This is a genomic window from Sphingobacteriaceae bacterium GW460-11-11-14-LB5, from assembly GCA_002151545.1.
In the GTDB taxonomy this organism is placed as follows: Bacteria; Bacteroidota; Bacteroidia; order Sphingobacteriales; family Sphingobacteriaceae; genus Pedobacter.
The window spans coordinates 3,450,817-3,467,336 of the sequence record CP021237.1 but is presented as its reverse complement, the minus strand read 5'-3'; the positions used below and the strand labels follow the sequence as shown (position 1 = coordinate 3,467,336).

Here is a 16,520-nt window from a genome sequence, read left to right as displayed (position 1 = left end):
ATATGAAATCAACTAAATACCTATATCTAATTCTCTTAACTATCTTCATTATCTTTTCTTCCTGCGTCATCTTGAAACAGCAGGCAAAACCCACTTTATTCCTCATTGGCGATTCGACCGTTAAAAACGGGAAAGGCAAAGGCGATGGTTCTTTATGGGGCTGGGGAAGTTTTATCGGTAATCTATTTAACACGGAGAAAATCAATGTCGAAAATGATGCACTTGGCGGCACCAGCAGTCGTACTTTTCAAACCAATGGTTTGTGGGATGCGGTTTTGGCAAAAGTAAAAAAAGGCGATTTTGTGATGATGCAGTTTGGCCATAACGATAGCAGTCCGCTGGATGATACCGCCCGTGCCCGTGGTACCATAAAAGGCATTGGAACGGAAAGTAAAGAAATTTACAACCCGATTAAGAAAAAGCAGGAAGTGGTATACACGTATGGCTGGTACCTGCGCAAATTCATTAACGACATCAAAGCTAAAGGCGCAACGCCGATTGTTTGCTCACCAATTCCACGCAATCCGGTTAAAGATAACGCGGTGGTTTTAGCCAACGACAGTTATGCGGGTTGGGCCGAAGCCGTGGCAAAAGCCGAAAAAGTTGATTTTATTCCATTAAATCAGCTCATTAAAGATCAATATGCCGCTTTAAGTGCGACTGAGGTAAAGACATTTTTTACCGAGAAAGACCACACCCATACCAACGAAGCCGGTGCGAAGTTAAATGCAGCGACTGTGGTAGAAGGCCTAAAGAAATTAAAAACCAATAAACTGAATAGCTACCTGAAATAAGTCACCGGGCAGGATACTACAGGATGCTTTCCTGCCGATATTGTTTTATTTTAACAGCCTAACCAAATACCAGCGGTGATAAGCCGTTCAATTTTATGCAGATACAGATAAACCGGGTTTTCATAGTGCTGATAGGCATGGCTTTAATATTTTTAAGCATTCCGAAAACACATGCCCAAAGTATTTCACTGGCAGGCAAATGGCGTTTCAAAATAGATGCTAAAGATGAAGGCATAAAAGGAAAATGGTATTCATCCGTTCTTCCTGAATCCGTTAATCTACCAGGTTCGATGGCCGAAAATTTAAAAGGCGATGATATTACCCTCAAAACAAAGTGGACCGGAAGCATTTACGATAGTTCTTACTTTTTCCACCCCCGTTTAGAAAAATACCGTAAACCCGGTAACTTAAAAATACCTTTCTGGTTAACCCCTGCAAAACATTATACCGGTGCGGCCTGGTATCAGAAAGCTATCGAAATCCCCGCCAGCTGGAAGGGTAAGCGGCTGGTATTATCTTTAGAGTATCCCCATTCCGAAACAAGGGTTTGGATAGACGATATCGAAATCGGGACGCAATTTACCTTTGTAGTCGCTCAGAATTTTGAACTCCCGCCAAATTTGAAAGCTGGAAAACATACCATCACTTTACTGATTGATAACCGCATCAAGGCAATCAATGTAGGGCAGGATTCGCATAGTTTAACCGATCATACCCAGGGAAACTGGAATGGGGTGGTAGGCAAAATGGAACTGCTGGCCGGCTCGCCTGTTTATTTTGATGATATCCAGGTTTACCCTGATCTGAAAAATAAGTCTGCCAAAGTTAAAATCCAGTTGAAAGCCAATGCCGGCGAATCCTCTACCGGGAAAATTACGCTGGCTGCTACAACTTTCAATACCAAAAATATCCTGCAGGTCAAACCAGTAACAGCGGCTTATCAGATCACAAATGGTGAAGGCAGCCTGGAAATCAATTTGCCAATGGGCAATAAAATAGCCACCTGGGATGAGTTCGATCCGGCATTATACCGTTTAACCGCCACACTGAATTCGAAAGACGGTAAAAAAGATGAGAAAAAAATACAGTTCGGCATGCGCGAATTTAAAGCGGTAGGCAGAACTTTTGAAATCAATGGCCGTCCGGTTTTTTTACGCGGTACGGTTAATAATTGCGAATTTCCGCTAACCGGTTACCCATCAATGGATGTTGCGGCATGGCTACGTATTTTTAAAATTTCGAAAGCCCATGGCTTAAACCACATGCGTTTTCATTCATTTTGTCCTCCTGAAGCTGCCTTTATTGCCGCAGATCAGATAGGTTTTTACCTGCAGCCAGAAGGACCGAGCTGGGCCAATCATGGTTCGTCAATCGGAGATGGAAAACCGATCGATCAGTTTATTTATGATGAAACCAACCGCATGGCTAAAAGCTATGGCAATTATGCATCTTTTTGTATGATGGCCTATGGAAATGAACCGCGGGGCAGGCAGGTTGAATATCTGACCAAATTTAATAATTACTGGAAAGCCAAAGATTCGAGACGTCTGTACACCGGCGCATCGGTTGGTGGAAGCTGGCCGGTTATTCCAAACAACGAATTTATGGTACGTGCAGGTGCCAGGGGTTTAGACTGGGGCAGAAAACCAGAAAGCATTTCCACTTATGCCAAACAGATCGAACAGTGTACGGTGCCCTTTGTGGCACACGAAATGGGACAATATTGTGCCTTTCCTAATTTCGATGAAATCAAAAAATATACCGGTGTTTATCGCGCAAAGAACTTCGAAATGTTTCAGGAAGATCTTAAAGACCACGATATGGCCGATCAGGCGCATGACTTTTTAATGGCTTCGGGCAAATTACAAGCCCTTTGTTATAAAAATGAAATCGAAAAAGCATTGCGGACGCCAAATTACAATGGTTACCAGCTTTTATCCTTAAATGATTATCCCGGACAGGGAACAGCGCTAGTTGGTGTATTGGATGCCTTCTGGGATGAGAAAGGTTATATCACCGCGAAAGCATTCAAACGTTTTTCTAACAGTACAGTGCCTCTGCTAAAAGTTTCGAAGTTTGTTTTTACCAATAATGAAACTTTAGCAGCTGCGGTAGAGGTGTCCCATTTTGGGAAAGCAACGATAGAAAATGCAAAACTCTCCTGGACGCTCAAAGATGAAGGGGGCACAAATGTGGCGAAAGGTAGTTTCGATCCTAAAACCTTAGCTATAACCAATTGCATAACCATCGGAGAGATTAAATTTCCCCTAAATAGCATAACAAAAGCAACCAAACTGAAACTGGAGGTTACCATTGATGGAACTGAATTCGCGAACGACTGGAGTTTCTGGGTTTATCCTGCAGAATTACCACAGGTTAAAAGCAATGTATATTACTGTACCAGTTTAGATGACAAAGCCCAGTCGGTTTTGGCCGAAGGGGGCAATGTTTTCCTCAATGCATCAGGCAAAGTGGTAAAAGGAAAAGAAGTGGTGCAGACTTTTTTACCGGTGTTTTGGAATACCTCATGGTTTAAAATGCGTCCGCCACATACACTGGGTATTTTATGCGACCCAAAACATGCTGCTTTTAACAATTTCCCGACCGATTTCCACAGCGATATGCAATGGTGGGAGATTGTCAATAAATCGCAGGTGATGAACCTCGAAGATTTTCCATCGGGCTTTAAGCCAATTATTCAGCCGATCGATACCTGGTTTTTGAACCGCCGTTTGGCGCTGGTTTTTGAGGCGAAAGTGGGTAAGGGGAAATTAGTAGTTTCGAGCGCCAATCTTTCGCCTGATTTAAAAGATAGCCCGGCGGCTCAGCAGCTTTATTTCAGTTTGCAGCAATACATGATATCTGATCAGTTTAATCCAAAATATGAAGTGGCTTTTAATACCTTAAAAGATATCTTCGAAAGTCCGTCGAAAATCCAGTTCGATACTTTTACAAAAGATAGTCCGGACGAATTAAAACCAAAACCGAAAACCAATTAAGATAAGCGAAACCACCATGAAGAAATTTATATTCAGCTCCGCTATACTATTCAGCATATCTGTCCAGTTACTTTTGGCACAGAAAATCCCAAATAAAAGGGAAGTTCTAAAAGTATTAAAATCTACAAACGCTTATTTTATGAATAAGTGGCCTGATGCCGGGAAATCGATCATAACCAACCGGGAAAGGCCAAGCAACATCTGGACAAGGGCCGTTTATTACGAAGGATTAATGAATCTTTATCAAATCCATCCTGAAAAAGCATATTATGATTATGCCGTTCAATGGGGGCAAAAACATAACTGGGGTTTAAGAAATGGCATTAGCACCAAAAATGCCGACGATCAGGCCTGTGGACAAACCTATATCGATCTTTACCTGATTGATCAGCAGCCCGAGCGCATCAAGGATATTAAAGCCTCGATCGATCTGGTGATTAAATCGGGCAAGGTAAACGATTGGACCTGGATCGATGCGATACAAATGGGGATGCCTGTTTTCGCCAAATTGGGCAAATTATATAACGATACCACCTATTACAATTACATGTACAAAATGTACCTACACTCCAAAAATACTGAAGGTGGTGGTTTGTACAATGCCAAAGATGGCCTTTGGTGGCGCGATAAAGATTTTGTGCCGCCTTACAAAGAACCTAACGGAGAAGATTGTTATTGGGCTCGAGGAAACGGATGGGTTGTGGCTGCACTGGTACGTGTATTGGAAATTATCCCTGAAAATGAACCTCACCGCAATGAATATTTAAAAACCTATCACGAAATGATCAAAGCTTTGGTGCCGATCCAGCGTACTGATGGTTTTTGGAATGTAAGTTTACATGATGCCACGCATTTTGGTGGTAAAGAAACTTCAGGTACTGCCTTGTTTGTATATGGTATGGCCTGGGGGGTAAACCAGGGGATTTTAGATAAGGCGACTTATTTGCCTATCATTACCAAAGCCTGGAATGCCATGACCAAAGATGCTGTTCAGAAAAACGGATCCATCGGTTTTATGCAGGGAACAGGTAAAGAGCCAAAAGATGGGCAACCGGTAACCTATACCAGTGTACCTGATTTTGAAGATTATGGTTTGGGCTGTTTTTTATTGGCCGGAACTGAAGTTTATAAACTTAAAAAATAATGAAAATGAATGTCAGAAACCTGGCTGCTTTATCGATATTAATGTGGTTGTTCTTGCTGCCTAAACAAAATATGGCACAAAGGGCAGGCATTGCTGTTTCTGAAATTAACAGTGTTTCATCGTTCCCGATTGTTGACGGAGGAAAAGCATCATCCATTTATATCGATGCAAAGGATGCCGAAGTGGTAGGAATTGCGGCTACTGCTTTTAAGGATGACATTCAATTATTAACTGGCCTTACTTCGCCGGTTTTTAAAAATAATACAACTTTAAGTGCCTATCCGATCATTATCGGTACAATAGGTCAATCATTTTATATCGATCAACTGGCTAAAGCCGGGAAAATCGACCGTACCACTTTAGCCGGCAAATGGGAAACTTTTTCGGTTTCGGTGATCGAAAACCCTTTAAAAGGCGTAAAAAGAGCATTGGTGATAGCCGGAAGTGACAGGAGAGGAACAGCCTATGGTGTATTTCAATTGTCAAGGATGCTTGGCGTATCACCCCTTTGTTGGTGGGCGGATGTGAAGCCTGCAACAAAAAAATCGTTATATGTAAAAGCTGGTCAGCCTTTAGTGGAGTCGCCATCAGTTAAATACCGTGGTATTTTTATCAATGATGAAGATTGGGGCATTCAGCCCTGGGCAGCTAAAATGATGGATACAGATGTGAAAGATATTGGTCCGAAAACCTACACCAAAATATTCGAATTACTGCTTAGGTTAAAAGCCAATTACATCTGGCCGGGTATGCATCCTTCAACCAAAGCGTTTTATTATTATGCCAACAATCCGGTCATGGCCGATAAATATGCCATTGTTTTAGGTTCCAGTCACTGCGAACCGATGCTGCGGAATAATGTTTTCGAATGGGCAGAGAATTTTGAACATGAATACGGTAAAAAACCTGGCGAATGGCGTTACGATCTGAATAAAAATGAAATGGCCAATTACTGGACTGACCGTGTAAAACAAGCTAAAAATTACGAATCGGTTTATACCGTTGGGATGCGTGGCATTCACGACGGCAGTATGCCAGGACCGAAAGATAAAAATGCAAAAGTAAATTTGCTGGGCGAAATCATAACTGATCAAAGAACAATTTTAAGCAAGAATATTACTAAACCCGTAAGCACTATCCCACAGATTTTTTGCCCTTACAAAGAGGTTTTATCTTTATATCAGGCAGGATTGAAACTTCCTGATGATGTAACCATTGTCTGGGCGGATGATAATCATGGTTATATCCGTCAGCTTTCGAACCCTGAAGAACAAAAACGATCGGGCGGAAGTGGGGTGTATTACCATATTTCGTACTGGGGTGCCCCGCAAGACTACCTGTGGCTTTCTTCTATTTCTCCATCCTTGATTTCTTATGAGTTAAGCAAAGCCTACCAGTACAAAGCTGATCGACTTTGGGTCATAAATGTGGGTGATATTAAACCTGCTGAAATGGAAACACAATTTGCGATGGACCTGGCCTGGAATGTAAATCAATGGAAGCCGGAAAATGCAGATCGATATGCCGAAAGCTGGGCCGCTGAAACCTTTAGCGCTGAGTTTGCAAAACCCATTGCCGAGATAAAAGCCGTTTATTACCGTTTGGCACATGCTGCTAAACCAGAGCATATGGCCAGTGTTACTTTCACTGATGAGCAGGCCGAAGAAAGATTGGCCGCTTATGAAAAGATTTACAATCAGGCTAAAAGTTTAAATGATCAGATCCCTGCACGTTTAAAAGATGCTTATTTCGAATTGATTTTGTACCCCGTTGAAGGTGCCATGCTGATGAACCAAAAGATTTTATACGCCAAAAAAAGTTTGGCCTTAGCGGCAAACGGAGATCAATCGGCTTTGACTTATTCGAAAAAATCGAAAGCTGCTTTTGAACAGATCCAGTTGATTACCAAAAAATACAATGAAGAAATTTCAGGTGGCAAGTGGAACGGCATGATGAGCTGGAAACCTCGCGATTTAGCCGTTTTTAAAATGCCAAAAGTGGCCGATTCTATTGCTGCGAGACCATCAGGTGCAGTAGCGAAAACTGAAAATAAAATAATTCTTCGTGCTGCTAAATATGCCGAGAAATCTGTTCCAAAAGGAGTAACATTACAAACTTTAAAGGGATTGGGTTTAGGTGGCGATGGTATTTCTCTATATCCTTTTACTTTTAAGCCTGTGAGCGATAATAAGCTTCAAAATGCTGCTTTTACCATTTATAATGTTGATTTTAAAACACAGGGTGAGCACCAGATCGAAGTAAAATGCCTGCCTACCCAAGGGGTTAATAACGGCATTAAAGTGCGTTATGCCATTTCTGTAAATAACGATACACCACAGATCATAAACATTTCTCCGGCTTCAGAAAATAACATCTGGAAACAGAATGTATTACAAGGTTACGCTTCAGGTTTAACCAAACACGAGATTAATAAAACAGGTAAATCGACGGTAAAAATTTATATGCTCGATCCGGGCTTGGTAATTAACCAGTTGGAAATACAATAAATATGATGAAGAAACTTTTAGCTTTTGCACTAACCTTAATTTTTATATTTTCTATTGCCAGGGCACAAAGCATTGGCGATTATAAATCTGGTTTTAAGAAAACGGGAAATACCATTTCATTTTCAACCACAAGGGGAGAAGTGAAATTCGAATTCTGTACACCGGAAATATTCAGGATCAGAAGCAGCTGGAGCGGTAAATTCGAAGCCAACGAAAACCTGATGGTAATCAATTACAGCTTGGCTAATGTTGCGGTTAAAGTTTCGGATAAAAAAGATCATTTTTTGCTTGCTACAGCAAAGTTGGTGGTTAAATTATACAAGGCCCCTTTCAGGATTGATGTTTTTGATGCTAAAGGTAAATTGCTGAGTAGCGAATTAAAGGGAGCGGTAAGTAAAGAAAATACGCAGGTTGGGGTAAGCAAAAAACTGCAGGCCGATGAACATTTTTTTGGTTTTGGCGAACGCATGGATTTTATGGATCGCCGTTTTAAAAAACTAACCTTAAATGTGGGCCGTGGTAAAGGTTTGCCGCATGCCATTGGTGCTTACAATATATTAGAGGCCAATTATTGTCCGGTTCCGTTTTTTATGAGTACAAAAGGCTACGGTATTTTCTTCCATAATTCCTTTGCCACCGAATGGGATATGGGCGCCACGAAAAAAGATCAGTACAGTTTTAAAGCAGCTGATGGAGAATTAGATTATTATTTCATGTATGGGCCAACTTTTCCGGCCATTTTAGATCACTATACCAGTATTACCGGCAAATCGCCGATGCTACCGCAGTTTGCCTTAGGACTACATGCTGGTACGTATAGCGGAGGTACGTGGGGGCATGAGGCTCAATCTTCTGATCATTATGTGGTTGAGCTGGCAAAAAAATACAGGTCATTGGGCATTCCGGTTGATTTGTTGTGGCTGGATTCTACCTGGCGCTTATTTGGCGAAAATGGCGGTAAAGGTGCCACTTCTTTCGAATGGAGAGAAACCTTTAAAGATCCAAAATCGATGTTCGATAGCATTTACGCCATGAACTATAAAATGGTGGGCTTGCATCTTCGTCCGCGGTTTGATAATGCCAAAAAATTAAACCTGTTAGATCAGGCGAGGGAAAAAGGTTATACCTATCCTGAAAATGGTAAACCCGGCGAATTTGTAAACTTTTTCGATGAAAAGGCTACACAGTGGTGGTGGGATAACGGTGTAATGCGGGTAGCAAAATTGGGGGCAAAATTCCTCAAAACAGACGAAGGCAGTGCTTTTGGATCTTTAGCCAACGAAAGTGAGAAAGTAGGGCCAACCGGAAAAGATGCCGAACGTTTACATAATCTTTTCCCTATCGCTTATGCCAAAGCGCCGTTTTTGGAGTTTGAACGATTTAATGGCTTTAGGGGATTGAACCAAACCCGTGAAGGTTATTCAGGTATCCAACGTTATCCTTATATTTTCGCAGGCGATTGGCCTAGCGAGTGGCAATATTTTGCTCCGGTAATTAAAGCGGGTCTAAATGTTGGTCTTTCAGGCGTAGGTTCATGGGCGCATTGTATGGGCGGTTTCGAGCATCAGGCTGATCCGGAATTGTATATCCGTTGGGTGCAGTTTGGGATGTTTAGTCCGATTGCCTTGGTTTTCGGGATGGATCACCCTGGTTATAAAGAGCCCTGGAAATATGGTGAAGATGCTTTGCGTAATTTTAAAAAATATGATCTGTTGCGTTACCGTTTATTCCCTTACCTGTACACGAGCATGCACCAGCAATATGAAACGGGTTTGCCGATGATGAGGGCTTTGGTTTTAAACCATCAGGATGACGAAAATGTATATGAAATTGGCGATCAGTATATGTTTGGCGATCATTTAATGGTCGCCCCGGTAACCACTAAAGGGGCCATTACCCGTTCGGTTTATCTGCCGGAAGGCACCTGGTTTAACTATTGGACAAATGAGAAATATGAAGGCAAAAGTTATCACCATGTGGTAGCGCCATTAGATACGATTCCTTTATTTGTTAAAGCGGGCAGCATTATTCCGATGCAGCCGGAAATGACCTACAGTGGCGAAAAACCCGTTGATGTGATTACCCTGGATGTTTTCCCTTACGGCGAATCTAAATATGACCTTTATGAAGATGATAATTTAAGCGCAGCCTACAAAACAGGAAGTTTTGCTTTAACGAAGATCACGTCTTTATTAACTGCATCAAATTTTACACTGAGAGTGGCCAAACCAGCAGGAAGTTTTAAGCCCAGTAAGCATAAATATCTGGCCAAAATACATTGGACAGGAAAAGCAGATCCTGCAACAGTTTCGGAGAATGGGCAAAAAATAAAAGCTTTAAAAACACCAGATCGTTTAGATAAAACTGAAGGCTGGTTTTATGATACCAGGAATAAAATACTCTGGATTAAATCGGCCGGAGATAACAGTACTGATTTGAGCTTTGTCGTGAATTAATGGGGGAGTTCCTCGGTCTGTGTCCTCACAGACCGAAACTGAACGATTTCAGTTTGGGTATAAAATAAATAATATTAGCGGTTCGTGCGGACACGAACCACGGCGAGGAGAATCCTTAAAAAAATAAAATTGAAAACATGAAAATTGCATTTAAGATGAAACTTAAACCCGGTTTTGAAACAGAATACAAAAAGCGCCACGATGAGATCTGGCCAGAGCTATCAACTTTATTAAAAGAAAATGGGATCAGCGATTATTCTATTTTTTTAGATGAAGAAACCAATACCCTTTTTGCTGTGCAACAACAAAACGGCAGCTCCTCCCAAGATTTGGGCAGCACGCGGATTGTGCAGAAATGGTGGGCATACATGGCCGATATTATGGAAACCAATGCCGATAATTCTCCAAAAACATTCCCTTTAGAAATGGTATTCCATTTAGATTAACGATATGCAATTACATCGATTCTGTTCTGTTCTGCTGTTTAGTACGCTAACTTTTGGTCTGGCCAAAGCACAAAAGCCTGTAAAAAATACCGGTAGCTGGCCGGTTATCGAAAAGCAGATGAAACCCTGGACCCGCTGGTGGTGGATGGGGAATGCTGTAGATGAACAGAATTTAGACCTTGTTTTAAAGAAATATGCCGATGCTGGCCTCGGTGGAGTAGAAATCACCCCAATTTATGGAGCCAAAGGCTTTGAAAAACAATATCTCCAGTTTTTGTCTCCTGAGTGGATGAATATATTACACCATACGGTAAATAAAGCCAATACTTTAGGCCTGGGGGTTGATATGAATACGGGTACAGGCTGGCCGTTTGGTGGTCCGCAGATTAAACCCGAAAACGCTGCAACCAAACTGATTACCCAGCAATACACGCTCAAAGCGGGCGAAAAGTTAACGGAAGCCATTCAGGTTAAAGAAGCCAAACAGGATTTCGCGCAGCTACAGGCTTTAACCGCTTACGGTAATAATGGTGAGGTACTCAATTTGCTTTCTAAAGTTCAGGCTGATGGATCTTTAAATTGGTCGCCCACTAGTGGCAGTTGGGATATTTATGCTGCTTTTGCAGGTAAAACTCGGCAAATGGTTAAACGTGCTGCCCCGGGAGGAGAAGGTTTTACTTTAGATCACCTCGATAAAAATGCAGTTGATGTTTACCTGAAAAGATTTTCGGATGCTTTTGGAAGCAAACCACAAGGTGTTCGCTCATTTTTTAACGACAGTTACGAAGTGTATGGCGCAACATGGACGCCAACCTTCTTTCAGGAATTTAAGAAAAACAGAGGTTACGACTTGGCCAGTCATATTAAAGAATTAAGCGGTAAAGATTCTACAAACGAAAACATAGCCCGTTTAAAATCCGACTATCGCGAAACCATGGACGAACTTTTGCTGCATAATTTTACACAAAACTGGACCGGTTGGGCACATCAGCTTAAATCGGCTACCAAAAACCAGTCGCATGGTTCACCAGGCAACTTGCTCGATCTTTACGGTGCGGTAGATATCCCCGAAACTGAAACCTTTGGTTCGAGTTATTTTCCTATCACAGGGCTTAGGCGCGATGCAGCAGATATCCGTAATGTAGATCCCGATCCAATGATGTGCAAATTTGCCTCATCTGCGGCACATACCGGCGGTAAAAAACTGGCTTCTTCTGAAACCTTTACCTGGTTAACTGAACACTTTAAAACCTCTTTTTCGCAGTGTAAACCAGAAGCGGAGCAATTGTTCTTGGCAGGTATCAACCATATTTTTTATCATGGTACCACCAATTCGCCAACAAATGCACCCTGGCCGGGATGGTTGTTTTATGCTTCGGTAGAAATGAACCCAAACAACAGTTTATGGCCACATGCGCAGGGTTTAAACAATTATATCACCCGTTGCCAGTCTATTCTTCAATCAGGAAAGCCAGATAACGAACTTTTAATCTACTGGCCCATATATGATGTATGGAACAAGGGCAAAGGTTTGGATATGGCCTTAAAAGTACATGATGTTGATGAGTGGTTACATCCAACGGCTTTTTATAAATTATCGAAAGAACTCTCTAAGTCAGGTTATTCTTTTGATTTTGCATCTGATCGGTTATTGAAGCAGTCAACGGTGAACCAGGCATTGATTAGTACCAACGCGGCAGCTGCGCCATATCAGGTACTCATCGTTCCGCAGTGCGAAATGATCAGTCCGGAAACTTTAGATCAGATGATCAAACTGGCCAGCAATGGCGCAAAAGTTATTTTTCAGGCATTGCCTAAGGATGTTCCGGGTTTAAATAACCTGGATGCAAGGAGAGCACAGCTCAAAGCCAGCCTGGCTAAATTGACTTTTACCGATGGTCCTAACGGAATTAAACAATTTAAGATTGGCTCAGGCCTAATCCTATTAGTGAACGATATACAAAAAGCATTAAGTTCGATAGCCATTATCAGGGAAACTTTAACTGATACCGGCCTTCAGTTTATCAGAAGAAAAACAAATACCGGCAAATATTATTATCTGGTGAACCACACGGCTAAAGATATCGATACCGAACTTTCCTTAAATGAAGAAGGCAAAGTTTTAATTATGGATCCGCAAAGCTCGAATGTGGGTGTGGCGGCAATACGCGATAAAAAGGTTCGCGTACAGCTTAAATCGGGGGAGAGTTTGTTTTTAAAAGTGGAGCGTAATGGAACAATCAATACGCCCTGGGTTTATTTAAATAAAGCTGCGAACACCATCAATCTTAACCAGTCCTGGAATTTACATTTTACCGAAGGTGGACCTGAGCTTCCGGCAGATCAGAAATTAGACAAGTTGGTAAGCTGGACCACTTTGAGCGATCCTAAACTACAGGCCTTTTCGGGTACGGGTGTTTATACTTCAGGTTTTAACTTAAGCTCAAAAACCGCTAAAGAATATGTTTTGAACCTGAACCAGGTTGATGAAAGTGCCAGGGTGTGGATCAATGGACAGGAAGTAGGTATTTTATGGAGCATTCCTTTTCAGGCCCGTGTGGGTAAATATTTAAAAGCAGGTCATAATACCATTAAAATTGAAGTGGTTAATTTGATGGCGAACCGAATCCGTGATATGGACATCAAAAAAATACAATGGCGGAATTACCACGAAATCAATTTCGTCAATATTAATTATAAGGATTTTGATGCTTCAAGCTGGAATGTAATGCCTTCAGGATTAATCGGCCCGGTAAGTATTACAGCTTTCAATTAATCCAATAATGGTGTGAACAGACTTAGTTGATCTCAGGTGGCTTAGGTAGTCAAATAACACTACGCATATTGGGAGTCAAGATTATTTACAGGTTATGCAACATTTTATCATGAAAAAACACATTATACTCACTTTGTTTATGGTCATTGCTATAAATGCCATGGCTCAGGATTATATCATCACCAAATTTGGTGTAAGTGCCGATAGCACCAAACTGAATACCAAAGCGATTCAAAGTGTGATAGATAAAGCTTATCAAAAAGGAGGGGGAACGATCGTCATCCCCAGGGGTGTTTACCTTAGCGGGGCACTTTTTTTTAAGCCTAAAACAAAACTGTTGTTGCAGGAAGGTGCTGTACTTAAAGGATCTGATCAGATCAAAGATTATCCATTTATCCCATCGCGTATGGAAGGGAGGAGCCTAAAATACTTCGCCGCATTAATTAATGCGACAAAAGTAGATGGTTTTAGTATTTCGGGCCCAGGCACTATTGATGGAAACGGACTTAAATTCTGGAAAACATTTTGGGCACATCGCGATTCGCTTAAAAAATTAGGAAGGGAATCTACCAACTTAGAGGTGAGCCGTCCACGCTTACTTTTTATCTGGGGATGTAATAACGTGAATATTAAGGGGGTAAAATTGCGTAATGCTGGATTCTGGACAACTCATTTATACCAATCGAATAATGTATTAATTGAGAATTGCGATATCCGCTCGCCATTTCGTCCGGTAAAAGCACCCAGTACTGATGGTATAGACATTGATTTTTGTAGAAAAGTAACCATCAGGAATTGTTATATCTCGGTGAATGATGATGCCATTTGTATTAAAGGTGGTAAAGGCCCTGATGCACAGAAACTGCCGGAAAACGGAATTGTTGAAGACATTTTAATTGAAAATTGTACTATTGGCGAAGCACATGCTACTTTAACCATGGGAAGCGAGTGTATTCATGCACGCAATATTATCATGCGGAACTGCAGGGTAGAGAATACCTGTCCGATTTTAAAAATGAAAATGCGTGGCGATACTTATCAGCTTTATGAAAATATCACCGTAGAAAATATTACCGGGAAATGCGGCGCCATTATCGATCTAAACCCCTGGAAACAATTTTTCGATCTGGCAGGCAGCACAGCAAAACCATTTGGTACCATCAGGAACATTAAGATCACCAATATTAAAGTGGAGGCAACAAAATTTGGCGAAATGGATGGCAATCCTGAAGATAAAGTATCAGGCTTTCTTTTTAAAGATCTGGAAGTTATCACCAAAACGCCATTTTTGAAGAACAGGTATCAGGATGTTAAAATCGAAAACGTAATGGTAAACGGGGCGCCATTGGTGGTTAAACCTTAATCCAAGACTTATTCTTAAGTTAATGATATAGGCTTCGAGATCAAACGATTAGGGTGACAGATTGCAAAGAACGGTCGTCTTTCCCGCGCAGGCGGGAACCACGAAGTGCTCAGCGAAGCTAATCTGAATACAAGATATAAACCTAGCTAAAACATTAAGATTCCCAATCAAGTTGGGAATGACGATCCACCTATACCTGCCATCTCCAGATAAATGTTTTTAACTCACCTTATCATCGGTTTTGTCCGGAAAGCACAAAAAAAATAGTATATATGTGGTCTGTGGAGACACAGACCACGGCAAATTAATACATCTCTATTTCCGTGCTTTCAGTGTTTCCGTGGCAAAAGAGCAAAATACTACCAATCCAGCTTCAATAAAGCTACCCCTTGCCTGGCCAGTTCCATTTCAAAAGCGCCACTTGTCGTGTCAAATTTTCTGGGTTTAGCAGTCATTTTAAGTTGCCCTGCTTTTTCTAACGCTGCAATTTGTTTCGCATCCGGGTTTTGTGGTGACCCCATTTTTTTCCATATCGCATAAGAATTACTGTTTTCAGCATCAATGCGGTATTCGGTTATGGTTACTGATTTGGCAGGTAATTTATTTAACAAAATGGAAATAAGATCTTTCGAATCTGTTTTATCTTCATCGTGATAATTCCACAGCATAACAGCTGCCGTTTTTTCAGCCTTAGTGGCTAAAACACCTATGTCTGTCTGGGCTTTTCTGATGCTCGAATCTAAAATAGAATTTAAATTGTACATGCGGTTGCTTATGGCTTCCACACGGTTCCCTTTCATCTGGCCAAACATCCTGAATACATTTAAAACAGGTTTGTCGACGCCGTTGGTGGCTAAATCGCGAAAACCCGCAAACCAGGGCTGATTTTCAAATTCGAACGACCAGGTAACGGCACCTAACAGATTGATGTTATATTGATCTGTAAGTTCATAAAGCCGGGCAAAGGAGGCTGCGGTATAACTCGAATACATCGTGCCGTTCCGATAAGCATTCTCCGGATTGGTACTCATGCCACAGGCGGCACAACCTTCAGGATCGGATTCGCCAATAATAACAGGGATGTTTTTAAGCTGAGGATATTTACTGATAATTTTATAATTGCCATCAATATTGCGGAGCTGGGTTTTAACATTCATCACCACAGTTCCGTTTGAAACTTTTGGCGATCCTTTGGCATGGAAAAGTACCGCATCTAAAGGCGATCCGATTTTGCCGGTTACATAATTGGTATCGTTTAAACAATGTTTGATAAAGGCATCTAAATACCTGGTACCACCGCCGGTTACATTGGCTCCACCAATTTTTGCAGTGGGCAAAGCCCTTTTAAGTCCATCGGCAGCATAATCGTAAAGTTTAAAGAATTCGGCCTGTGTACCTTTCCAATAAGCACCATCAGGCTCATTCCACACTTCCCAGTACCAGCTTTCTACCTCTGCCTGGCCATAACGTGCCACACTGTGTTTCACCCATTCGTAAACCAGATCTCCCCATTTTTTATAATCTTTAGGTGGATAGGCCCAACCGGTTAAAATCTCCTCATAACGGACACCTGGTTTCCATTTGTGCTGATAAGGAAAAGGTTTGGTTGACAGCGCTTCGGGCATAAAACCAATTTGCGCCAAAGGTTTCATGCCTCTTTTGACGTAGCTATCAAAAATCTGATCAACAATTTTCCAATTGTAAATGGGTTTGCCGTTTGCATCTTCGGTATAAGCATTCGTCGATCCCCATTTTAAAGCAGGGGTACCATCTCCAGAGGTCAGTAAATTATGCGCCCGTACATATACCGGAACCGGACTCAATTTCGAAATCTCCGTTAATAACTTCTGACCATCTTTCATATAGGTATAATTCGGTTCATCATAACCAAACCATGCCCAAATGGGTTTCATTTTCGCTATATTCTTGTCGAAATTAACCTGAATGTTAGCTTTTGATTGAGCATTGGCCGTACAGATAAAAACGGATAAGCTAAAGAATAGGAGGTAAGCACTTTTTAATGTTTTCATCGCTT

9 protein-coding genes are annotated in these 16,520 nt (G+C 41.5%); 8 read left to right on the top strand and 1 reads right to left on the bottom strand.

Annotation, left to right across the window (positions count from 1 at the left end; translation table 11 throughout):
• Positions 1-2: 2 nt before the first annotated feature.
• From CA265_13815 to CA265_13780, 8 genes are all read left to right on the top strand, one after another.
• Entirely contained in the window at positions 3-794 is a 792-nt protein-coding gene (locus CA265_13815; protein ID ARS40675.1) for a hypothetical protein, read from the top strand.
• A gap of 95 nt (positions 795-889) precedes the next feature.
• Entirely contained in the window at positions 890-3,793 is a 2,904-nt protein-coding gene (locus CA265_13810) for a beta-glucuronidase (protein ARS40674.1), read from the top strand.
• Between the two features lie 16 nt (positions 3,794-3,809).
• Complete coding sequence (locus CA265_13805; GenBank protein ARS40673.1) at positions 3,810-4,937, top strand: family 88 glycosyl hydrolase; 1,128 nt, start codon at positions 3,810-3,812, stop codon at positions 4,935-4,937.
• 5 nt (positions 4,938-4,942) lie between these two features.
• Complete coding sequence (locus tag CA265_13800) at positions 4,943-7,444, top strand: hypothetical protein (protein ID ARS42990.1); 2,502 nt, start codon at positions 4,943-4,945, stop codon at positions 7,442-7,444.
• A 2-nt stretch (positions 7,445-7,446) separates the two neighbouring features.
• Entirely contained in the window at positions 7,447-9,900 is a 2,454-nt protein-coding gene (locus tag CA265_13795) for an alpha-glycosidase (protein ID ARS40672.1), read from the top strand.
• Positions 9,901-10,037: 137 nt separating this feature from the next.
• Positions 10,038-10,346, top strand: a complete 309-nt coding sequence (locus CA265_13790; protein ID ARS40671.1) for an L-rhamnose mutarotase — start codon at positions 10,038-10,040, stop codon at positions 10,344-10,346.
• Positions 10,347-10,350: 4 nt separating this feature from the next.
• On the top strand, positions 10,351-13,122 hold the full coding sequence (locus CA265_13785) for a glycoside hydrolase (GenBank protein ARS40670.1): 2,772 nt from the start codon (positions 10,351-10,353) through the stop codon (positions 13,120-13,122).
• Positions 13,123-13,231: 109 nt separating this feature from the next.
• Positions 13,232-14,485 (top strand): exopolygalacturonase, encoded by a 1,254-nt coding sequence (locus CA265_13780; GenBank protein ID ARS40669.1) that lies wholly within the window; start codon positions 13,232-13,234, stop codon positions 14,483-14,485.
• A 359-nt stretch (positions 14,486-14,844) separates the two neighbouring features.
• Here the strand turns inward: CA265_13780 and CA265_13775 are convergent, their stop codons facing one another.
• Positions 14,845-16,515, bottom strand: a complete 1,671-nt coding sequence (locus CA265_13775; GenBank protein ARS40668.1) for a beta-xylosidase — start codon at positions 16,513-16,515, stop codon at positions 14,845-14,847.
• Between the last annotated feature and the right edge of the window lie 5 nt (positions 16,516-16,520).

Excerpts from the sequence above, each read along its gene's own strand:
- CA265_13815 (ARS40675.1), top strand. The coding sequence starts at position 3 with ATGAAATCAACTAAATACCTATATCTAATTCTCTTAACTATCTTCATT.
- CA265_13810 (ARS40674.1), top strand. The coding sequence starts at position 890 with ATGCAGATACAGATAAACCGGGTTTTCATAGTGCTGATAGGCATGGCT.
- CA265_13805 (ARS40673.1), top strand. The coding sequence starts at position 3,810 with ATGAAGAAATTTATATTCAGCTCCGCTATACTATTCAGCATATCTGTC.
- CA265_13800 (ARS42990.1), top strand. The coding sequence starts at position 4,943 with ATGAATGTCAGAAACCTGGCTGCTTTATCGATATTAATGTGGTTGTTC.
- CA265_13795 (ARS40672.1), top strand. The coding sequence starts at position 7,447 with ATGATGAAGAAACTTTTAGCTTTTGCACTAACCTTAATTTTTATATTT.
- CA265_13790 (ARS40671.1), top strand. The coding sequence starts at position 10,038 with ATGAAAATTGCATTTAAGATGAAACTTAAACCCGGTTTTGAAACAGAA.
- CA265_13785 (ARS40670.1), top strand. The coding sequence starts at position 10,351 with ATGCAATTACATCGATTCTGTTCTGTTCTGCTGTTTAGTACGCTAACT.
- CA265_13780 (ARS40669.1), top strand. The coding sequence starts at position 13,232 with ATGAAAAAACACATTATACTCACTTTGTTTATGGTCATTGCTATAAAT.
- CA265_13775 (ARS40668.1), bottom strand. The coding sequence starts at position 16,515 with ATGAAAACATTAAAAAGTGCTTACCTCCTATTCTTTAGCTTATCCGTT.